Source organism: Streptomyces sp. NPDC107562 (assembly GCF_055657325.1).
The window spans coordinates 66,760-86,342 of sequence record NZ_JBVKBE010000023.1 but is presented as its reverse complement, the minus strand read 5'-3'; the positions used below and the strand labels follow the sequence as shown (position 1 = coordinate 86,342).

Annotated in this window: 18 protein-coding genes and 1 tRNA gene; 7 read left to right on the top strand and 12 right to left on the bottom strand. The window is 73.0% G+C overall.

Going from position 1 to position 19,583, the window contains the following annotated elements; translation table 11 throughout:
• Positions 1-135: 135 nt before the first annotated feature.
• Genes ACZ7LV_RS37450 through ACZ7LV_RS37435 form a run of 4 tightly spaced genes read right to left on the bottom strand, consistent with a single transcriptional unit; the run spans position 136 to position 5,144 of the window.
• Positions 136-1,476 (bottom strand): AAA domain-containing protein, encoded by a 1,341-nt coding sequence (locus ACZ7LV_RS37450; RefSeq protein WP_471945829.1) that lies wholly within the window; start codon positions 1,474-1,476, stop codon positions 136-138.
• The gene (locus tag ACZ7LV_RS37445; protein WP_471945828.1) at positions 1,473-3,062 is read right to left on the bottom strand and encodes a hypothetical protein; all 1,590 of its coding nucleotides are present in this window, start codon (positions 3,060-3,062) and stop codon (positions 1,473-1,475) included. The genes ACZ7LV_RS37450 and ACZ7LV_RS37445 overlap by 4 nt, the downstream gene beginning before the upstream one ends.
• Complete coding sequence (locus ACZ7LV_RS37440; RefSeq protein ID WP_471945833.1) at positions 3,053-4,240, bottom strand: hypothetical protein; 1,188 nt, start codon at positions 4,238-4,240, stop codon at positions 3,053-3,055. Before ACZ7LV_RS37440 ends, ACZ7LV_RS37445 begins: the two co-directional genes overlap by 10 nt.
• Positions 4,191-5,144: a phosphatase PAP2 family protein gene (locus ACZ7LV_RS37435; RefSeq protein WP_471945827.1), complete on the bottom strand. Its 954-nt coding sequence runs from the start codon at positions 5,142-5,144 to the stop codon at positions 4,191-4,193. The genes ACZ7LV_RS37440 and ACZ7LV_RS37435 overlap by 50 nt, the downstream gene beginning before the upstream one ends.
• 204 nt (positions 5,145-5,348) lie before the next feature.
• On the opposite strand from ACZ7LV_RS37435, the gene ACZ7LV_RS37430 reads away from it, so the two are divergent.
• Positions 5,349-5,945 carry a histidine phosphatase family protein gene (locus ACZ7LV_RS37430; protein ID WP_471945826.1) on the top strand — a complete coding sequence of 199 codons (597 nt, stop codon included), beginning with the start codon at positions 5,349-5,351 and terminating at the stop codon, positions 5,943-5,945.
• A gap of 50 nt (positions 5,946-5,995) precedes the next feature.
• On the opposite strand, the gene ACZ7LV_RS37425 is transcribed toward ACZ7LV_RS37430, so the two are convergent.
• Positions 5,996-7,447 carry a hypothetical protein gene (locus tag ACZ7LV_RS37425; protein ID WP_471945825.1) on the bottom strand — a complete coding sequence of 484 codons (1,452 nt, stop codon included), beginning with the start codon at positions 7,445-7,447 and terminating at the stop codon, positions 5,996-5,998.
• A 280-nt stretch (positions 7,448-7,727) separates the two neighbouring features.
• Here ACZ7LV_RS37425 and ACZ7LV_RS37420 point away from each other — a divergent pair, with 280 nt between their 5' ends.
• On the top strand, positions 7,728-8,165 hold the full coding sequence (locus ACZ7LV_RS37420) for a hypothetical protein (protein ID WP_471945824.1): 438 nt from the start codon (positions 7,728-7,730) through the stop codon (positions 8,163-8,165).
• A 60-nt stretch (positions 8,166-8,225) separates the two neighbouring features.
• Complete coding sequence (locus tag ACZ7LV_RS37415; RefSeq protein WP_471945823.1) at positions 8,226-9,095, top strand: spermidine synthase; 870 nt, start codon at positions 8,226-8,228, stop codon at positions 9,093-9,095.
• A 97-nt stretch (positions 9,096-9,192) separates the two neighbouring features.
• Here ACZ7LV_RS37415 and ACZ7LV_RS37410 read toward each other — a convergent pair whose 3' ends face one another.
• Positions 9,193-9,717, bottom strand: a complete 525-nt coding sequence (locus ACZ7LV_RS37410; protein ID WP_471945822.1) for a hypothetical protein — start codon at positions 9,715-9,717, stop codon at positions 9,193-9,195.
• A gap of 141 nt (positions 9,718-9,858) precedes the next feature.
• On the opposite strand from ACZ7LV_RS37410, the gene ACZ7LV_RS37405 reads away from it, so the two are divergent.
• The gene (locus tag ACZ7LV_RS37405; protein ID WP_471945821.1) at positions 9,859-10,563 is read left to right on the top strand and encodes a response regulator transcription factor; all 705 of its coding nucleotides are present in this window, start codon (positions 9,859-9,861) and stop codon (positions 10,561-10,563) included.
• Positions 10,560-11,969 carry a sensor histidine kinase gene (locus tag ACZ7LV_RS37400; protein WP_471945820.1) on the top strand — a complete coding sequence of 470 codons (1,410 nt, stop codon included), beginning with the start codon at positions 10,560-10,562 and terminating at the stop codon, positions 11,967-11,969. The genes ACZ7LV_RS37405 and ACZ7LV_RS37400 overlap by 4 nt, the downstream gene beginning before the upstream one ends.
• A 159-nt stretch (positions 11,970-12,128) precedes the next feature.
• Here ACZ7LV_RS37400 and ACZ7LV_RS37395 read toward each other — a convergent pair whose 3' ends face one another.
• The 4 genes from ACZ7LV_RS37395 to ACZ7LV_RS37380 form a co-directional block, all read right to left on the bottom strand.
• Positions 12,129-13,556, bottom strand: coding sequence for a GH1 family beta-glucosidase (locus ACZ7LV_RS37395; RefSeq protein WP_471945819.1), 1,428 nt, complete (start codon positions 13,554-13,556; stop codon positions 12,129-12,131).
• Between the two features lie 78 nt (positions 13,557-13,634).
• Positions 13,635-14,531, bottom strand: a complete 897-nt coding sequence (locus ACZ7LV_RS37390; RefSeq protein ID WP_471945818.1) for a carbohydrate ABC transporter permease — start codon at positions 14,529-14,531, stop codon at positions 13,635-13,637.
• Positions 14,528-15,562 carry a carbohydrate ABC transporter permease gene (locus tag ACZ7LV_RS37385; protein ID WP_471945817.1) on the bottom strand — a complete coding sequence of 345 codons (1,035 nt, stop codon included), beginning with the start codon at positions 15,560-15,562 and terminating at the stop codon, positions 14,528-14,530. The genes ACZ7LV_RS37390 and ACZ7LV_RS37385 overlap by 4 nt, the downstream gene beginning before the upstream one ends.
• Before the next feature lie 5 nt (positions 15,563-15,567).
• Positions 15,568-16,872: an ABC transporter substrate-binding protein gene (locus ACZ7LV_RS37380; protein ID WP_471945816.1), complete on the bottom strand. Its 1,305-nt coding sequence runs from the start codon at positions 16,870-16,872 to the stop codon at positions 15,568-15,570.
• A 361-nt stretch (positions 16,873-17,233) separates the two neighbouring features.
• On the opposite strand from ACZ7LV_RS37380, the gene ACZ7LV_RS37375 reads away from it, so the two are divergent.
• Together ACZ7LV_RS37375 and ACZ7LV_RS37370 are read left to right on the top strand one after the other, a co-directional pair.
• Positions 17,234-18,289, top strand: a complete 1,056-nt coding sequence (locus ACZ7LV_RS37375) for a LacI family DNA-binding transcriptional regulator (RefSeq protein WP_471945815.1) — start codon at positions 17,234-17,236, stop codon at positions 18,287-18,289.
• A gap of 89 nt (positions 18,290-18,378) precedes the next feature.
• On the top strand, positions 18,379-18,675 hold the full coding sequence (locus ACZ7LV_RS37370; protein WP_401680713.1) for a hypothetical protein: 297 nt from the start codon (positions 18,379-18,381) through the stop codon (positions 18,673-18,675).
• 33 nt (positions 18,676-18,708) lie between these two features.
• Here ACZ7LV_RS37370 and ACZ7LV_RS37365 read toward each other — a convergent pair.
• Positions 18,709-18,781: transfer RNA gene (locus ACZ7LV_RS37365), tRNA-His, on the bottom strand.
• A gap of 107 nt (positions 18,782-18,888) precedes the next feature.
• Entirely contained in the window at positions 18,889-19,497 is a 609-nt protein-coding gene (orn, locus tag ACZ7LV_RS37360) for an oligoribonuclease (RefSeq protein ID WP_401680710.1), read from the bottom strand.
• Between the last annotated feature and the right edge of the window lie 86 nt (positions 19,498-19,583).

Below are 19,583 nucleotides of genomic sequence, written 5' to 3'. Positions count from 1 at the left end.
CCAGCGGATGCGGTGTTCGGCCAGGTGGGCCAAGACGGCGTGGTTCGCCTCCCAGCCGTCCGGGGCTGTGTTCATCGGCCGCCTTCGGCGGCGTGGCGGACTCCGTCCGGCGGGGGGTGTGCTCGGTGTCGTGGGTCATGGGGTCCAGCGGATGCGGTGTTCGGCCAGGTGGGCCAAGACGGCGTGGTTCGCCTCCCAGCCGTCCGGGAACTTGACCAGGGTTCCCAGCTGGACCGGCTCCGTCGACGGGTAGTCGTCCAGGAGTTCGCTCACTCCCTCCCGGCAGACCACGATGCACGCGTGCCGGTGGCGGGAGGCCAGGACGCACAGGCGGCCGGTCTCCAGGTGGAAGGCGGTGGCGTCCGGGCGGCCGGAGAGCGGGTGCAGGACGACCGTGACGTCGTACTCCCGGCCCTGGAGCCGGTTCGCCGTGTCGACGGTGATCTCGCGGACGCCCAGCTCGGCGAGGGCCGCCCGGACGGCGGCCGCCTGGTCACGGTGAGCCGTGCCGACCGCGATCCGGTCGGCGGTCAGCGGCGTCGGCTCGGACGACCGCTCCGACGTGGCCGCTCCGCCCCGGTCCAGCAACCGCCGTACCACCGACGCCACCGCCCGCACCGCCTCCGGATCGGTGCGCGGCGTGTGCCGGGCCGGCAGCTCCAGCAGGCCCCAGCCGGACTCCGCGGCCTCGTCGATCACCCGGTCGGGACCGGAACCGTCCGACGCGACCCCGAAGGTGAGCCGCCGGTCGCCGTGACCGGTGCCGCTACGAAAGGGCGTGTAGGGGTAGAACGCGTCCGAGACGAGGGGGGCCGCCGAGGCCGGCAGCCGCCAGGAGACCGGCAGCCGGTGCTGCGGCAGCTCGGGGTTGTGGGCGAGCAGGGTCGTCACGGCGGACCCCGAGGGGTCGTACGACAACCCCGCCCACTGCTCGCTGCCCACGATCGCGAACGGGTCCAGCTGCCCCGGGTCGCCCACGAACAGCGCCCGCTCGAACAGCCCGGCCACCGCCAGCAGCGCGTCCGAGCGCATCTGGTACGCCTCGTCGACGATCGCGTGCCGCCAGGGCTCGTCGGCCTTCACATGACCCCACTTGGCGGCGGTGGAGATGACCACGGGCAGCCCCGCCAGGTCCCCCGCCTTCGCCGACTTCCGTACCTGCGGCAGGTCGTCCAGCACCTTGTCGTACGGGTCGGCGTCACTGCTGTGCAGCCGGCCCACCGGCAGCTCGGGATCCTTCTCGGCGAGCCGCAGCACCAGGTCGTCGACCTGGGCGTTGGTCTGCGCGACGACCATCAGCGGGCGGCCCGCCTCGGCCAGTTCGAGTGCCGCGCGCACCACGAGCGTGGACTTGCCCGCGCCCGGCGGGGAGTCGACGACGACCCCGCGGTGCGCACCGTGCAGGGTGTCGCGCAGGATCGCCTCGGTCGCACGCGCCGCCGCGGCACCGGGGTCGAGGGCGGTCTCCGTGGTCACAGGACGTCCTCCTCGGTGACGGGATCGGCGGGCTCCGGCGCGGTCCGCTCACCGGGCGGCCCGCCGTGCGTCCACGGCGTCTCCTCCGGGTCGGGGAGCTTCGCCCCGCCCCGCTGCTCGTGCTCGAAGAGCGTGAAGCACAGGGCGTCGCCCTTCTCCGGCACGGATCCGGCCTCGGGCTCCTTGCCACGGCCCATCTTGTCGAGGATCCGCAGGACCACACCCTCGCCCTCGTACCCGACGAACTCCGCTGCCTGCGGTTTTCCGTTCAGGGAGCGGTACACCTTCGCCCGCTCGCCCAGATGCGGCCGGTCGTCCGTGCGGACGGTCACCAGGGGGCGCGGGCTCGGGCGCCTGCCCTCGCCGTACGCCATGACCACCTCCGTGACCTCGCCCGAGAACGCCTCCCCGGACAGCCGCCGTCCCGCCATCACCAGCGGATCGTCGAGAGCCTCCTGGGCCTCCAGACGCGCCTGTTCGCGCTCGCGCGCGGCCAGCTTGTTCGCCGCCGTCACCGCGTCGTCGCGGCGCGGCTGCGGTGGCTCGCCCGAGACCACCCGGTCACGATGCCCGGTGAACGACCAGCGGTCGCGCGTCCAGCGCTCCTCGACGCGCGCCCCCTCGGGCAGCTCCCGCAGCAGGTCCAGGCCCCGCCAGACCGCGTCCCAGGTGGGACGCGTGACCCGCTCGACCAGCGCGCGGATCTCCCGCTCGGCCGCGGTGGCGTCCCCGAGCCGGTCGTCCGCCTCCAGGCCGTCCTCGGCGGCGGCGAGGGCCGTACGCGCCCGGTCGTAGCGCTCGATGGCCGGGGCGAGCAGCTTGTTGTCGAACGCCGGGTCGGTGGCCGGACCCGCCGGCGGCCACCGGAGCTGGCCGTCCCCGTCCCGGTCCAGCTCGGCCCGCAGCGCGGCCTCGGCGCCGGTCGTGCCCGGCGGCGGGTCGATCCAGGCGAGCAGCGCGCCGAGGTGCTGGTCCTCCAGGCTGGACTGGCCGGTCGCCCAGTGCCGGGAGAGCACGTCCGTCAGCGCCAGCAGCAGCGAGGAGCCGGGGACCCGGGCGCGCTCCCCGTAGTGCGTGAGCCAGCGGCCGAGCAGCGGCACCCGGGGCGGCGCCGGATACGGAGCCTCCGGGTCCTGCTCCGCCGTACGGCGGAAGCGCATCGAACGCCCCAGCAGCCGTACGAGGTCGACGCCCGGACGGCTCGGCACGATCACCTGCGGGGCGTCCGCGCACAGTTCGACCTCGACCTTGACCCGCTTGCCGGTCTCCGGGTCGGTGTCGGTGCGCTCGGCCGCCTCGACGCTCTCGGCATGCGCGTCGATGTACGGCAGGACCACCTCCGCCAGTTCGGCCAGGAAGGTGAACCGGAGGTCGCGGTCGCGCGGCTGCGGTACCGCCAGCAGGAGGGGCGCGTCCCGGTCCGTGCCGACCAGCGCGCCGAGCGGGGCGCCGGCCTCACCGGCGGTGGTCAGCGGCACGAGGACGAGGGGGCGCTCGGACAGGTGCCGGTGCCGGACGGTGGCGGCCGGCTGGGCCCGGCCGCTCTCGACGGCCTCCAGGCGGGCGAGAGTGGAGATCAGCGACACCGGGCGCCCTCCGGGGACTCGACGCGCCGCTGCGGTGCCTCGGGATGTGAGGGCCCGGTCGTCCCGGGTCGCCGGCCCAGCGCCTCGGCGCGCAGGAGGGCCGCCCGGCGCAGGGCCGCGACCGCCGGATCGTCCGGGTCGCCCTGTTCGCCGCGGGACGCCGCGAGGATGTCCTCGACGGTGGTCAGGCCGCCCAGCTCGGCGCGCAGCGAGCGGCCGAGGGAGGTCACCGCGCCCCGCGCGCGGGAGCGTTCCCGGCAGTGGAAGGCCAGCTCGCACGCGGACAGGCACTCCGGCGCGTACGTCGCCGGGACCGACTCGACGGCGGCCGTGAGCCGGTCGGGGGGCAGCTCGGGGGAGAAGCAGGTGCCCTCGGGGAGCGCGTCGGCGATGTCCTCGACACGGGTGAGGCGGGCCAGCTGGCGCCGGGTGACGGCGCGCTGCTTGCGCACGTCGACGGCGGAGGCCGTGGGGAGGTTGGAGAAGTCCTTCGGGCAGACCAGCAGGACCTGGTGCCGTACCGGCGGGGCGGGGGTCATCCGGGCGGCGACCTGCTCCAGCGCCAGCACGTACACCGACGCCTGCCGCGCGGCGGCGCCCACCTTCGCGGGGTCCGCGGAACCGTCCAGCATCGGGAACGACTTGATCTCCACGACCGTCCAGCCGCCGTCCGGGTGCACGACCACGGCGTCCGGCTCCAGGAACGCGGGGGAGCCCGCGACGTCCAGCGCGAGCATCGGATGGTCGAGCAGCGTCCAGCCGCCTGCCTCCACGGCCTCGCGCAGCGCCAGTGCCGTGCGCGCGGCACGGCCCTCGGGCCCGACGGCGGACAGCTCCGGCACGCGTGCCCGCGCCGGCGGCTCGGCGCCCGCGTCGAGTTTCTCGTGCGCGAGCCGCAGCAGGTCCGCGCCGCCGTCCGCCTTGACCCGTGCCTCGAACGCGTTGCCCCGCATGAAGGCGAACTGCGACTGCCCGAACGCCGAGGGGGCGCCCAGCGCGCCGGCCAGCGCCGCCTTGTTCACCCCGGCGCCGTCGAGGAGGGCACGCCGTCTGCACCCGGGGTTCGCGGCCAGGGCCGCGAGGGCGCGGGCGTCCAGCGCCTTGGCCGGGACGTCGGGACCGCGCAGCTCAGCGAGCCGGTGCCGGAGCGCCGTCCCCCGCGTCCGAGGGGGAGGCACCCGGCTCGGCTCCCGCTCCGAACCGCGACTCGCGCTGCCGTGGAATTCGCTCACCCGCCGAAGTCTGACATCCACCACCGACAATCGAGGCCCGAGCGACGGGGGAGCCCGCCGTGGCCGGTGCGGTGCGCGCCGTCAGCGACGTCCGCACGCGGTTCGCGGCCCGCATCACGTACGGCGCCAGCAGCAGACCCGCGCCCATCACGGCGGCGCCCGCGACGGCGTCGAGGAAGTAGTGGTTCGCGGTGCCCATCACCACGATCGTGGTCACCAGCGGATAGACCACGCCGGCGACCTTGGCCAGGCGCGTCCCGCCGTACCGCCACAGGATCACCCCGCACCACAGTGCCCAGCCGACGTGCAGGCTCGGCATCGCGGCGTACTGGTTGGTCATGCCCCCCAGGCCGCGCGGCGCGCTGGCCTCGCCGGCCCACCAGCCGTAGGTGCTGTACTGCGCCATCGTGTCCACGAAGCCGTACCCGGCGGACAGCAGCCTGGGCGGGCAGGTCGGCATCAGCGTGAACCCGATCAGGCCGATGAAGGTCGAGGTCATCAGCCAGGTCCGGGCCGCGCGGTAGCGCACGGCCCGGGACCGGAAGAGCCAGATGAGCAGCGCCGGTGTGACCAGGTAGTGCAGCGAGGCGTACCAGAAGTCCGCCGGTATGCCTATCCACGCCTCGCGGGTGAACAGGCGGTTGAGCGGGTGCTCGGCGTTGAGGTGGAGGGCCTTCTCGATGCGCAGGATCGCCAGGCCGTGGTCGACGGCGGTGGTGACGTCGCCCCGGGCGAGCAGCCGGCCCGCCGAGTAGCAGGCGTACACGAGGAGGATGAGCGGCAGCTCGGACCACCAGCGCAACCGGGTTCGCGGAGCCGCCTCGATGCCCGGTGTCTCGGCGTGCGGCATCCGATCGCCCTCCCCCTTCTCCTCGCGGCGCCCCTCGGCCCTGCGGCCGGTCGAACCACTTTACGGTGTACGTGCGGTCACCCTACGGGTGCCCTTCCGGCCCTGATAGACGCCGGGATCGCCCCCCGGGTTGCCCCCGGACGGGGTGCGCGATGATGGAGACGTTCCGCCTCGGTTCTTCTCCCCGAAAGGTCCCGTCCCCTCATGGCACCGCGCATCCTGCTCGCCCGGCATGGGCAGACGGAGTGGTCGCTGGCCGGAAAGCACACCGGCCGGACCGACATCCCCCTCCTCGACGAGGGGCGGCGCGGCGCGAAACTCCTCGGCGAACGCCTGCACCACGGCCCGTACGCCGGGCTCCCCGGCGTCGAGGTCCGCACCAGCCCGCTCTCCCGCGCGCGGGAGACCTGCGAGCTGGCCGGCTTCGGCAGCCGCGCGAGCACCTGGGACGCGCTCCTGGAATGGGACTACGGCGCCTACGAGGGCCTGACCCCCGCCGAGATCCAGGCCCGGCGCCCCGGCTGGCTGATCTGGCGCGACGGCGTCCCCGAGGGCGAGAGCCTGGCCGACATGACTGCCCGCGCCGACGCGGTCGTCACCTGGGCCCGCGCGCAGGACAGCGACGTCCTGATCTTCGCCCACGGCCACATCCTGCGGTCGATCGGCGCCCGCTGGCTGAATCTGCCCCTCGACTTCGCGGCCCGCATCCGCCTCAACCCGACGTCGCTGTCCGTCCTGGGCTGGGCCTACGGCGAGCCGGCCATCGAGAGCTGGAACGACCTCGGCCACCTGGCGGGGTGACCGGCCGTACGAGGGGGTGGGCGAAGCGGCCGGTCGCCACGGCGCCCCCGTCACACCGGGCGCGGCGCCGAGGCGTGCCGTTCCAGGAACTCCGACACCCCGGACGCCCGCCGGTGCGGCAGCAGCACCCTCGCCGTTCCCGCCAGCATCGTCTGGATGCGTGACGACTGCACCTCGTCGAGCAGGTCCAGCACGCGCATCCCGGCGGCGGCGGCCTCGTCGGGCCGCCCCCCGCGCGCGAGGTCGTCGGCGAGCTCCGCCGTGTACAGCGCGATGTTCCGGGTGAAGTGCGGATCCTGCAGATGCGCCGCCCGCCGCGCGTGCCGCGACGCCCGGGTCCAGTCGCCCAGCGTCGACCAGCACTGCGCCTCCAGCGCCTCCAGCTCGGCCTCGCCGTAGAAGGTCATCCACTCGGGATCGGCGTCCGACGGGCCCCGCTCGTAGAAGGCGTGCGCGCGGGTGAGCGCCTGCGCGCAGCCCGTGGTGTCGGCGAGCCCCGCCCATCCCCCCGCCTCGCGCAGGGCCAGCAGCGACATCAGCCGGGCCGAGCCCAGGGGCCGCGCGATCCGCTGCGCGGCCTGCGCGGCCCGTACGGCCTCCCGCGGCCGCCCGGCGTCCCGGGCGAGGAACGCCGTGTTGCAGAAGGCGTGCGCCTCCAGCGCCGGGTCGCCGGTCATGCGCGCGGTCGCCAGGGCCTCGGCGTAGTGCGAGCGGGCGTCGTCGAACCGGCCCGAGTCGTGCGCCAGCCACCCCACGGAGATGGCCAGTTCACCGGCGCCCGAGTGCAGCCGGTCGGCGGTCGCCTGCCGGGTGGCGCCGGCGTCCAGGAGCGCGTACGCGGCGCGCAGCGGGGCCGCCGCACGCCGGTACAGCCCGTCGGCGCCGTGCCGGTCGTCGAGCAACCGGATTCTGCGGACGGCCTCTTCGAGCGCGCCCGCCTCGCTCGCGCCGGCGCGGCGCGCGGGGCGTTGCGCCGCCGAGGCGTCGGGGGCGAGCCCGAAGGGACTCAGCGAGGCGGCGGCCACGGTGGCGCCCCCGCCGGTCATGAATGCGCGACGCAGCACGTCGCTCTCCTCGTAGTTGATGTGCGTGTCGTACGGGTTCTGCGTGGTGTCATACGGCTCGCCCGCCCCGCGCGTCTCACTCGTGGTCTGCGCCGGGCTCTGGGAGTGCACCGGGGGCGTGTCCTCGTCCGTGCGCGCCCCGCGCCCCCGGCCGCGAACGGACGAGCGGGGTGCGAATCCCAGGTCGGTGAGCGTGCGTCCGGGAAACATGTGCAGGAACACCCGCTCGTAGGCGTAGTTGGGACAGCGGATCTCGCCCGCCTCCACCCGGCCGATGTAGCGCGCGTCACAGCTGACCCGCTCGCCGATCTCGCGGGCGGCGCGCCGCACCGCCGCGGCGAACTCGGCAGGTGAACGCCTGCCGCGCAGGCGCCGGAAGGCGAGGTTCGGCCGCGGTGGCCGGTTGGGCTGGGACGAGGTCACGCTCGACGACGTCATGGCCGGGTCCTCTCGTGCGAACCGTCGAACCATGCCGGAACAAGGTGAGTTGCGCTGTCAAGCCAAAGTGACGCCCTGATTCCGGCGGGCAAGAACGTACCTGCTGTGTCGGGTACGCCACGCTGTGTTTGGCTACAAATCGGATATCTCATCCAGGATCTGCCATGAACTGCCATCCTTCGCGGCGCACTTCCGCCGTAGCCGTTGACGCGGTCCGGCGTTGAACCGGGTGGACCGGGAGCCGCCCGACTCCCGAACTGCTCGCTCAAGGAGGGGTTCCGTGGTGGAGGCCGGGATGAAGACCAGCCGGAGCATCGATCCGTGTACACCGCTGCCGGCGTGCGACCTCGTGACGGTGCCCGCCCGACAGGGCCTGGAAGCGGTGGACATCCTGCGGCGCGGTGAGGTCGAGGCCGTGGGCCCGGTCCTGCACGACGACGGCTGCGACACCCTCTGCTTCGTGGTCCCGCCCGGCACGGCGGCGGCGTGGGACATGCCTGGCAGCACCTGCACGGAGACCGACGGACGCGGACTGCGGCTGGCCCCCGAGCCGCCGCCCGGCGGACCGGAGGCACTGCCCGGCGGCTCCGAGGCGCTGCCCGGATCGGCCTGGCTGCTGCCGCCCGGCGAGTCCGAGCCGGCGACCGACCCGGCGATGCTGCGCCGGGCGCTGGGCGAGGCGGCACGGACGATCGAGGCGGCGGACAACTGCCGCTGACGGCCACCGGCCGCCACGGCCGACCGAGCCGATGCCGCCGCACCCGCGGATAATGGTCGCGTGGGAAAGTCCAGAAAGCCGCGGCGCGCGCAGGCCGCGCTCGCCGCCGTCGAGGAGACCGTCGACGGCGGCCTCGCCCAGCTGATACCGGACCGGGACCGGGCGCGGGCCTGGACCCTGCTGATCGACGGGGCCCCGCAGTCCCACGTCGATCTGGACGATCCGGCGTACCTCTTCTTCGAGTACCAGCGGCGCCTCGGCCACGTCATCGACCTCGCCGGCCTGCCCGGCAAGCCGCTCCAGGCCGTGCACCTCGGCGGTGGCGCCCTCACGCTCGCCCGTTACGTCGCCGCCACCCGCCCCCGCTCCACCCAGCAGGTCGTCGAACGTGACGCGTCCCTCGTCCAACTGGTCCGCCGGGAGTTGCCGTTGGCGCCGGGCGCGCGCATCCGGGTGCGGTCGGCGGACGCCCGCGAAGGGCTCGCCAAGGTGCCGGACGGCTGGGCCGATCTGATCGTCGCCGATGTGTTCAGCGGGGCCCGGACGCCGGGCCATCTCACCTCGACCGAGTTCCTCGACGAGGTCCGCCGGGCGCTGCGGCCCGGTGGTCTGTACGCCGCCAACGTGGCCGACGGCCCGCCGCTCGCGCACCTGCGCGGCCAGATCGCCACCGCCGCCGCCCGTTTCGGCGAGCTCGCCCTGATCGCCGATCCGGCGGTGCTCAGGGGAAAGCGCTTCGGGAACGTGATCCTCGTCGCCTCCGACCTGCCGCTGCCGCTGGCCGAGCTGACCCGCCGCGCCGCCTCCGACCCCCATCCCGGCCGCGTCGACCACGGCCGCAGGCTCGCCGACTTCACGGGGGGCGCGACGCCGGTGTCGGACGCCGGGGCGGTCGCCTCACCGGCACCGCCGCCCTCCGTCTTCCGCTGAACGCCGACGCGCGGGCGCGGGGCCGCGGAGCACGAGGCGCGGAGCACGGCGGCGCGAATACCGGCGCGGGGTACCGCCCCGGGGCACCGGCGCGGGGCTAGTACGTACCGATCTCCACCCGCGGTGGCCCGTCGTGCCACGTGCAGAACACCGACACCCGCTGCGCGCCGGCCGCGAACTCCACCCGGATCCACGTCTCCGTCTTCCACACCTGCATCGACCAGCCCGCGTCCGGGGTCGCCGACACCAGCGTCGCGGAGGCGTCGCCGAGGTCGAAGACGACCCGGCCGCCCTCGGTGGCGTAGCTCTTGACCTGTCCGGACACGGGAGCCGAGGCCGGAGCGCTCGGCCTCGGGGAGGCGCTCGGGGTGGCGGAGGGGGCCGGCTTCCGCGTGGCCGGCGCGGAGCTCGCACTCCGCGACGGTCCGGGCCGGCGCGTGCTCGCGGCGGTGGACGTCGGCCGCGGCTCACGGGTGCTCGCGTCGGCCGCGGTGACGGGCAGGGCGCGCGGCGGGTCGTAGACCGTGCCCGCCATGACCGAGTGGACACCCCACCACGACAGCGTGGTCGCCGCGCCGGTGGCGAGCGACCAGGCCAGTACGTGGACAAGTCCTCTGAGCATCGCGGGCCATACTGCCTCACCCATGCCACCGCTGTCCCACCGGTCACTGTGGACAAGGAGTTGCGCACGGAGTTGTCCACAGGCGCCGGGTTGTCCACAGGCGCCGGACCCGGCTCCCTCGCATGGCGTACGGTGCGGCGCATGGCAAGTGTTCTCGTGGTCGAGGACGACCAGTTCGTACGCTCGGCGCTCATCCGGCACCTGACCGACGCCGCGCACACCGTGCGCAGCGTCGGCACGGCGCTGGAGGCGCTGCGCGAGGTCGCCCACTTCCGTTTCGACGTGGTCATCCTGGACCTCGGCCTGCCCGACCTGGACGGCTCCGAGGCCCTGAAGATGCTGCGCGGCATCACGGACGTGCCCGTGATCATCGCCACGGCGAGGGACGACGAGACGGAGGTCGTCCGGCTGCTGAACGACGGCGCGGACGACTATCTGACCAAGCCCTTCTCGGTGGAGCACCTCTCCGCACGGATCGCCGCCGTCCTGCGCCGCTCCCGCGCGACCGGCGGTGACACCCCGCCGTCCCCGGTGCTGCGGGTGGGCGGACTGACGGTGGACCCGCTGCGCCGCCAGGCCGAGCTGGACGGCGTCCGACTGGACCTGACCCGGCGCGAGTTCGACCTGCTGGCCTTCCTGGCCGGGCGGCCCGGGGTGGTCGTGTCGCGCAGGGAGCTGCTCGCCGAGGTGTGGCAGCAGTCCTACGGCGACGACCAGACCATCGACGTCCATCTGTCCTGGCTGCGCAGGAAACTGGGCGAGACGGCCGCGCGCCCGCGCTATCTGCACACCCTGCGCGGCGTCGGAGTGAAGCTGGAACCCCCGCAGGCACAGGCGCGGCCATGAGGTGGGCACTGGTCAAGGTCTCGCTGGCGGTCACCGCCATGGTCGTGGTCGCCTTCGCGGTCCCGCTCGGGCTGGTCGTCAAGGAGTTGGCCCGCGACCGCGCGTTCTCCGACGCCGAGCGGAACGCCGCGGAGATCGCGCCGGCGCTGTCCATCACCACCGACCGCGACCAGCTCGAACGCGCGGTCGCCGCGGCGGGTTCGGGCGATGTGATGGCCCTGCACATACCGCGCGGCGACGGCGCGCGAGCCGTCGGTGTCGGGCGGCAGCGGGCCGCCGACGCGGACATCGAGGCGACCCGGGAGCTGGGCCGTGCCTCGACGGCCGCGGCGAGCGGCGGCTCGGCGCTGCTGCAACCGGTCGCGCTGAGCTCCGGCGAGTTCGCCGTGGTCGAGGTGTTCATCCCCGACGCCGCCGTCACCAGGGGAGTGGCCGCGGCCTGGGCGGTGCTGGCCGGGGTCGGGCTCGCGCTGATCGTCGGGTCTGTCGCGGTCGCCGACCGGCTGGGCGCGCGGATGGTGCGCCCGGCGCAGCGGCTGGTCGAGGGCGCGCGCGAACTGGGCGACGGCCGGCTGGGCGCCAGGGTGCCCGAGGAGGGGCCGCGGGAACTGCGCCTGGCGGCCGTGGCGTTCAACTCGATGGCCGACCAGGTCGTCCAGCTCCTCGCCAACGAGCGGGAGCTGGCCGCGGACCTGTCCCACCGGCTGCGGACACCGCTGACGGTGCTGCGGCTCAACGCGGCCTCGCTCGGGGACGGGCCGGCCGCCGAGCAGACCCGGGCCGCGGTGGCCCAGTTGGAGCGTGAGGTCGACACGATCATCAGGACCGCCCGGGAGGCCAAGCCGCAGACCGCGGCGGCCGGTCCGGGCGCCGGGTGCGACGCGGCGGAGGTGGTGCGCGAGCGGATGGAGTTCTGGTCGGCGCTGGCCGAGGACGAGGGCCGCAAGGTGCGCACGGCCGGTGTGGAGCGCCCGGTGCGCATACCCGTGGCCCGCGCGGACCTCGCCGCCGCCCTCGACGCCCTGCTGGGCAACGTCTTCCGGCACACCCCCGAGGGCACCGCCTTCGCGGTCGACGTGCACAACGGCGAGGACGCGGTGATCGTGCTGGTCTCCGACGCGGGGCCCGGCATAGCCGACCCCGAGGCGGCGATGGCGCGCGGCCGGGGCTCCGGCAGCGACGGGTCGACCGGGCTCGGGCTGGACATCGTGCGCCGGCTCGCGGAGGCGACGGGCGGCGACGTACGGATCGGTTCGTCGGTGCTGGGCGGCACCGAGGTGCGGATCTGGATCCAGCTGGACCCACGCGAGCGGACGCCCGGGCGGCGCAGCCACCGCGGGTCCATGAGACGCCGCAGACAGGGCAGATCGAGCGCGACCCTCAAGCGCCCCCGATCCCTGCCTTAAGCGCACCATAAGTTCCCCGACGGCCGTCCGGATCGGGCGATTTGCCCGAGTCCGGCTGGCTAGGGTGCTGACGCTGCACACGTCCCGTGCACCCCCGAAGCCCGGGGCGCGGCATCACCCCCCACCGGTGCCGCGCCTCGACCTCCCTCCATCGAGGACCTAGGCGCCCTCGACCGGCGGGAGCGACCCCGACCGCGCCGCCTCGCCGTACCAGCGGGCGCTCGACTTCGGGGTGCGCTCCAGGGTCGCGTAGTCGACGTAGACCGCGCCGAACCGCTTGCCGTAGCCGTAGGCCCACTCGAAGTTGTCCATCAGGGACCACAGGTAGTACCCCCGGACGTCGGCGCCGTCCGCGACGGCCCGGTGGACCGCCGCGAGGTGGCCGCGCAGATAGGCGATGCGCTCGGGATCGTGGACGCGGCCGTCGGGGTCGGGCTTGTCGTCGTAGGCCGCGCCGTTCTCGGTGATGTACAGCGGCAGGCCGGGCGCCTCCCGCCGGTACCGCATGATCAGTTCGTGCAGGCCGGACGGGTCGATGGTCCAGCCCATCGCGGTGCGCTCGCCCGGCGTCTGGTGGAAGGCCACGTCGTCCGCGGCCGGCCAGGGGGAGTGGGAGCTCGCGCCGTGACCGTCGGCGCGCGGGCCCTTCGCGTCCGGGTCGGCCGCCGAGACCAGCGTCGGGGTGTAGTAGTTGAGGCCCAGCGCGTCCAGCCGCTGGTGGGCGGCCGTCAGGTCGCCGTCCTGGACGAACGACCAGTCGGTCACCGACGCCGTCGCGGCCGTCAGGGTCTGCGGGTAGGCGCCGTGCAGCATGGGGCCGTGGAAGATCCCGTTGGCCAGGTCGTCGATCTTCCGCGCCGCCGCCAGGTCCGCCGGGTCCTGCGAGACGGGGCGCACCACCGAGGAGTTGAGGGACACCGCGATCGTGTTGCGGGCCGGCATCACCGACCGCAGCGCGGACGTGCCGAGCCCGTGCGCCAGGTTCAGGTGGTGGGCCGCCCGCAGCGCGGCGGCCGGTTCCGTACGGCCCGGGGCGTGCACCCCGGAGCCGTAGCCGAGGAAGGCGCTGCACCAGGGCTCGTTGAGCGTGATCCACTGCTCCACCCGGTCGCCGAGCGCCTCGCCGACGAGCTGCGCGTACTCCGCGAACCGGAACGCCGTGTCGCGCTCGGGCCAGCCGCCCGCGTCCTCCAACTCCTGCGGCAGGTCCCAGTGGTAGAGGGTGACGGCCGGTTTGATCCCGGCCGCCAGCAACTCGTCGACCAGCCGCCGGTAGAAGTCGAGCCCGACCTGGACCGCGGGGCCGCGGCCCGTGGGCTGCACCCGGGACCAGGAGATCGAGAAGCGGTACGCGGTCAGGCCCAGCTCGGCCATGAGCGCGACGTCCTCGCGGAAGCGGTGGTAGTGGTCGACAGCGATGTCACCGGTGTCGCCGTCGGCCGTCCTGCCCGGCGTACGGCTGAAGGTGTCCCAGATGGACGGGGTGCGGCCGCCCTCCCGCACGGCGCCCTCGATCTGGTAGGCGGAGGTGGCCGCGCCCCAGAGGAAGGCGGGCGGGAAGGAGACCGGCGATGCGGGTTCAGGCATGGAAGCGCTCCCAAAGAAGTCGTGAGAAAGAGGGGCCGAGGCGGCGGTGACCCGGCCCCTTGCGCGCGAGGGAAGGTGTCAGCCCTTGACCGCGCCCTGCATGATGCCGCCCACGATCTGCTTGCCGAAGATCGTGAAGACCAGCAGCAGCGGCACCGTGCCGAGCAGCGCGCCGGCCATGATCAGGGACTGGTCGGGGGTGTAGCCGCGGCCCAGGCCCGCGACCGCCACCTGCACGGTCGGGTTGCCCGTCTGGGTCAGCACCAGGAACGGCCACAGGAAGTCGTTCCACGTCTGGACGAACATCAGCATGCCCAGCACCGCCATCGCCGGCCGCGCCGCCGGGAACACGATGTGCCAGATCACGCGCAGACTGCTCGCGCCGTCCACCCGGGCGGCCTCGATCAGCTCGTCGGGCAGCGCCTGCAACAGGTACTGACGCATGAAGAAGACCCCGAAGGCGCTCACGAGCGACGGCAGGATCACCGCCTGGAGCTGATCGGTCCAGTCCAGCTTGGCGACCATCATGTACAGCGGGATCACGCTGAGCTGCGGCGGCACCATCATCGTGCCGATGACGACCAGCATCATCGCGCTACGGCCGCGGAACCGCAGCTTGGCGAAGGCGAACCCGGCGATCGTCGACAGCACCACGATGGTGACCGCCGAGATCCCGGCCACGATGGTGGTGTTGAGGAAGGCCTCGCCGAGGTTGGCGTCCTTCCAGGCGATCTCCAGGTTGTTCATCAGGTTCGATCCGAACCAGAACGGCGGTGGCGTCTCGGCCAGCCGCTGGTTGTCGCGGGACGCGGCGATCGCCGTCCACACCAGCGGGAACAGCGATCCGACGGTGAACAGGGCGAGGATCACGTATGCGACGGGGCCGGCGTGCAGGGTGCCGCCGGCGCGCGCCGCCTTGGGCCGCCGGAGCTGCCTGACCTCCTCGGCCGGGGGCTTGGTCGATGTCGTCGTCACGGCCGGTCTCCTTGACTACTGGCGCGCAGCCGGCGCGAGATGACGTAGTTGACGATCCCGATCACGATGAGGATCAGGAACATCGTCCAGGCGATGGCGGAGGCGCGGCCCAGGTGCTGGTTGACCCAGCCCTGCTCGTACAGGTACAGGCCGAGCGTCTGGAACTGGTGCTGGGATCCGCCCGAGGCGCCCTTGTTGGCGTCGAACAGCAGTGGCTCGCCGAACACCTGGGAGGCGCCGATCGTCGACACCACGACGGTGAACAGGATCGTCGGCCGCAGCGACGGCAGCGTCACATGGAGGAACTGCTGCCAGCGGTTGGCCCCGTCCAGCGCCGCCGACTCGTAGAGGTCCTGCGGTATCGCCTGCATCGCGGCCAGGTAGATCAGCGCGTTGTAGCCGGTCCAGCGCCAGATGACGATCGTCGAGACGGCGATCTGGGAGGGCCACTTCTCGTTCTGCCAGTCGACGTGGTCGAGGCCGACGGAGCCGAGCGCCCAGTTGATCATGCCGTAGTCGCGGCCGAAGAGCAGCACGAAGACCAGCGACGCGGCGGCGATCGAGGTGGCGTACGGAGCCAGCATCACGACCCGGTAGAAGGTCGAGGCGCGCAGCTTGTAGTTGAGGATGTGGGCCAGGCCCATCGCCATCAGCAGCTGGGGAACGGTGGAGATGACGCCGATGGTCAGGGTGTTGCGGGCCGCGTTCCAGAAGAAGTCGTCGTCGAAGATCCGGGTGTAGTTGCGCAGGCCCACCCAGTTCATGTCGGTGGGCGCGGTCAGCTCCACCTGGTGCAGCGAGGCCCACCCCGTGTAGACGAGCGGAAACAGGCCGAAGGCGAGGAAGAGCAGGAAGAACGGCGAGACGAAGGCGTACGGGCTCCAGCGCATGTCCCGCTGCCAGCGGCGGGACAGCCGGGCCCGGCGCCGCCGCTCCTGCTCGGGGACCGGCGCGCCGGCCGACGGGCGGGCCGGGGCCGCGCCCCCCTCCTTGGCGGGGGACGCGGCGGCGGTGTCGTGCCCAGTGGTCATGCGGGTCACTGGTCCAGGTTGTTGTCGATGGTCTTCACGGCCGTCTCCCAGGCCTCCTTGGCCGACTTGCCCTGGGCGACCAGGATCACGCCGTTGTCGGTCAGGCCCTGCTGGATGATCTGGTCCTTCGGGCCGATCACCTGTACCGGGGCGCTCTTGGCGGCCTCGGCGAAGATCTCGCCGATCGGGGCGTCACCGGTCATCTCGTTCTTGGCGCTCTTGACCTCGTCCATCTCGTACGCGGGCGGCGTGCTCGGGAAGTTGCCCTGCACCTTGAACAGCTTGGCCTGCTGCTCGGGCGCGGTCAGCCAGGCGGCGAGCTTGGCCGCGGCCTCCGCGTTCTTGCCGGACTTGGGCACCGCCAGGAAGGAGCCGCCCCAGTTGCCGGACTTGGGTGCCGCGGCCACGTCCCACTTGCCGGCCGCGTCCGGCTTCGACTTGCCCTTGATGTAGCCGAGCATCCACGGCGGGCAGGACATCGCGGCGAACTTGCTGTTGGCGATGGTCGTGTCCCAGGCCGGCTGGAACTGCGTCTGGTTGCCGACCAGACCGTCCTCGGCGGCGGCCGCCGTCAGGTCGAAGGCGGACTTGACGGCCGGGTTGGTCTTGTAGATGACCTCGCCGGAGGAGTCGTAGAAGCGCTCGGTCTCACTGCTGAGGATCGCCTGGATGAGGCCGCCGGGGGAGTCCATGAAGGTGGTGCCGGAGGGCGCCTTCTTCTGGTAGTCACGGCCGGCGTCGACGAACTTCGCCCAGTCGCCCGCCCACAGCTTGCCCACTTCCGCACGGTCGGTGGGCAGTCCGGCCTTCTCGAAGAGGTCCTTGCGGTAGCAGATGGCCATCGGGCCGACGTCGGTGCCGAGACCGATGGTCTGGCCGTCCGCGGTGGCGGCCTGCTTCCACTTCCACTCCAGGTAGTCGCTCTCCTTGCCGTACTTCGACAGGTCGAGCAGCTTGGTGCCCTGGGTCGTGGCCACCTCGGCGATGTTGCCCACCTCGACGGCCTGGATGTCCATCAGACCGCTGTTGGTGGTGAGGTGGTTGACGAGCGCGGGGTAGTAGTTCTCGTTGCGCTCGGTGACGTTCTCCTTGATGGTGATGTCCGGGTTGAGCTTCATGTACTCGTCGTAGAGACCGGCTTCCTTGAAGCCCATCGTCCCGAACAGGCCCAGGGTGATCGTGGTCTTGCCCTTGCCGTCGCCCGACGAGCCGGAGCCGCCCTCGTCGCCGCCGTCGTCGGCACAGCCGGCCAGCAGCCCGGCGCCCAGCGTCGCGATGGCCGCGAGGACCACCGACTTACGTGCTCGCATTGCGTCCTCCTGTTGCCCTGACGTGCCGACCCCCCGGCCAACTGCATGGTTGGTCCCGTAAGTTGTACTCGCTGCGGCTCGGGCGGGGAACGTGCGGGTTGTGTAGGTGTCAGGTACTGTGGGAGCGCTCCCACCAGTGATGAGTTGAAGAGTCGTCGGTTCCCGCGGGGGTGTCAAGGGAGCTGACGGCGGGAGATGCGTTCAGTTATCGGGCTGTTAACTGGAACCTGAGAGTCCGGCGCCATCGGCGCGGGGGGACGGTTTCCGGCCCGTCCGGGGCGCTCGCGGTGCCGGTCACCGCGGCACACCGGGCTGTTAGATTCCAGGCCGGCGTGAGGAACGGCGGCGGAAGGCGGAGCCCATGGCAAGCCACGGAGCGCGGGGCCGGAGCGGTGGCCGGCCCACCCTGGAGGAGGTCGCCGCGCGCGCCGGCGTGGGCCGGGGCACCGTCTCCCGGGTGATCAACGGCTCGCCCCGGGTCAGCGACGCGACCCGCGCGGCGGTAGAGGCGGCGGTCGCCGAACTCGGCTACGTCCCCAACACCGCGGCCCGAGCCCTGGCCGCGAACCGCACCGACGCGATCGCCCTCGTCGTCCCCGAACCGGAGACGCGGTTCTTCGCCGAACCGTACTTCTCGGACATGCTGCGCGGCGTCGGTGCCGAGCTGTCCGACACCGAGATGCAGCTCCTGCTGATCTTCGCGGGCAGCGACCGGGAGCGCCGGCGCCTGGCCCAGTACCTCGCGGCACACCGGGTGGACGGGGTGCTGCTGGTCTCGGTGCACGCGGACGACCCCCTGCCGGACCTGCTGTCCCAGCTGGACATCCCGGCCGTGATCAGCGGCCCGCGCTCCGCGGACGAGACGCTCACCTCGGTGGACTCGGACAACTACGGCGGCGCCCGTTCCGCCGTGGAGCACCTGATCGGCCGGGGCCGCCGGCGGATAGCGCACATCACCGGCCGCCTCGACGTCTACGGCGCCCAGCGGCGCATCGACGGCTACCGCGACGCGCTGCGCGACGCCGGGCACCCGGCAATGGAGCAGCTGATCGAGGCGGGCGACTTCACCGAGGAGGGCGGCCGGCGCGCCATGACCGAGCTGCTCGCCCGCGCCCCCGGCCTGGACGCGGTCTTCGCGGCCTCCGACGTGACCGCGGCCGGCGCCCGCCAGGTCCTGCGCGAGGCCGGGCGCCGGATCCCCGAGGACGTGGCCCTGGTCGGCTACGACGACTCGGCGATCGCCCGCCACATGGACCCGCCGCTCACCAGCGTGCGCCAGCCCATAGAGGAGATGGGCCGCCGGATGATCGACCTGTTGCTCACCGAGATCGCCGACCGGCGCCCCCCGGTGTCCCGGGGCCCGCGGCGGCACCAGATGGTGCTGGCGACGGAGCTGGTGGCACGCGCCTCGTCGTAGCGCAGGGGTTGCGCCGGGCGAGTCAGGGGGCGCCGCGCGGACGGCCCGGTCGGGACACCTGCCGCCGGGCCCGCGCATAGGATCCGCGCGTGGCACACACCTTCGAGGAACTTCTGGCGAAACAGCGGGCCGCGGACGAGGCGCACACGAGGGTCCTGGAACTCCGGGACGACTACGGCGCCCCGACCCACGAGGGCGGATGGAACGCGCCCCAGCGCGAGACGTACGAGACGGCCTGGCGGGCCTGGCGCGACCTCGACCGCGACCTGGGTCAGACGGTGACCGAGTACGCGAGGGAGCGCGGGACCACGCGGGGCGAGGTCGAGGCGGAACTGCGCAAGGTGCTGCCGGACCCGGAGGCGGACCGGGACACGACCGAGGGCTGATCCCTGAGAAGGAATCAGCCCTCGGCTTCGAAGGGTGAGTGACGGGACTCGAACCCGCGGCATCCTGGACCACAACCAGGTGCTCTACCAGCTGAGCTACACCCACCATGACCGTCGGTTCTACTGTCGTTTCCCCACCGGCCGAGAAAAAGTGTACAGGGTCCGAAGGGGTGCTCGCGCACGGCTTTTACGGCGCCCCTCGAACGGGTCTCGTCAGGCGGGCTGAGCAGGCAGGACGTGCTTGGCGGCGATCGCCTTCGCCGTGTCCGAGTCGGGGCCCGGCTGGGGTACGAAGACGGCCTCGCGGTAATAACGGAGTTCCGCGATGGACTCGCGGATGTCGGCGAGGGCGCGGTGGTTGCCGTTCTTCTCGGGGCTGTTGAAGTACGCCCGCGGGTACCACCTGCGGGCCAGCTCCTTGATGCTGGAGACGTCGACGATGCGGTAGTGGAGGTAGTCCTCCAGCGTGGGCATGTCGCGCAGCAGGAAGCCGCGGTCGGTGCCGACCGAGTTGCCGCACAGCGGGGCCTTGCCGGGCTCCTTGACGTGCTCACGCACGTAGGCGAGTACCTGGGCCTCGGCGTCCGCGAGGGTCGTGCCGCCCGGGAGCTCCGCGAGCAGTCCGGACGCGGTGTGCATCTGACGGACCACCTCCGGCATCGTCTCCAGCGCCCGGTCCGGCGGGCGGATGACGATGTCCACTCCCTCGCCGAGCACGTTCAGCTCGGAGTCGGTGACGAGGGCGGCCACCTCGATGAGAGCGTCGTCGGACAGCGAGAGACCGGTCATCTCGCAGTCGATCCACACCATGCGATCGTTCATGCGTCCACCCTACGGCCGAGATGCGCGTGTGAGGTCTGCCGCGTACACGACGAGACCGTTCCGGGGCCCACAGGGGTGGTTCATCC

Bases quoted from the DNA above. Each gene is read 5' to 3' on its own strand.
- ACZ7LV_RS37435 (WP_471945827.1), bottom strand. From the start codon at position 5,144: ATGCCGCACGCCGAGACACCGGGCATCGAGGCGGCTCCGCGAACCCGG.
- ACZ7LV_RS37430 (WP_471945826.1), top strand. From the start codon at position 5,349: ATGGCACCGCGCATCCTGCTCGCCCGGCATGGGCAGACGGAGTGGTCG.
- ACZ7LV_RS37425 (WP_471945825.1), bottom strand. From the start codon at position 7,447: ATGACGTCGTCGAGCGTGACCTCGTCCCAGCCCAACCGGCCACCGCGG.
- ACZ7LV_RS37410 (WP_471945822.1), bottom strand. From the start codon at position 9,717: ATGCTCAGAGGACTTGTCCACGTACTGGCCTGGTCGCTCGCCACCGGC.
- ACZ7LV_RS37405 (WP_471945821.1), top strand. From the start codon at position 9,859: ATGGCAAGTGTTCTCGTGGTCGAGGACGACCAGTTCGTACGCTCGGCG.
- ACZ7LV_RS37400 (WP_471945820.1), top strand. From the start codon at position 10,560: ATGAGGTGGGCACTGGTCAAGGTCTCGCTGGCGGTCACCGCCATGGTC.
- ACZ7LV_RS37395 (WP_471945819.1), bottom strand. From the start codon at position 13,556: ATGCCTGAACCCGCATCGCCGGTCTCCTTCCCGCCCGCCTTCCTCTGG.
- ACZ7LV_RS37385 (WP_471945817.1), bottom strand. From the start codon at position 15,562: ATGACCACTGGGCACGACACCGCCGCCGCGTCCCCCGCCAAGGAGGGG.
- ACZ7LV_RS37380 (WP_471945816.1), bottom strand. From the start codon at position 16,872: ATGCGAGCACGTAAGTCGGTGGTCCTCGCGGCCATCGCGACGCTGGGC.
- ACZ7LV_RS37375 (WP_471945815.1), top strand. From the start codon at position 17,234: ATGGCAAGCCACGGAGCGCGGGGCCGGAGCGGTGGCCGGCCCACCCTG.
- orn (WP_401680710.1), bottom strand. From the start codon at position 19,497: ATGAACGATCGCATGGTGTGGATCGACTGCGAGATGACCGGTCTCTCG.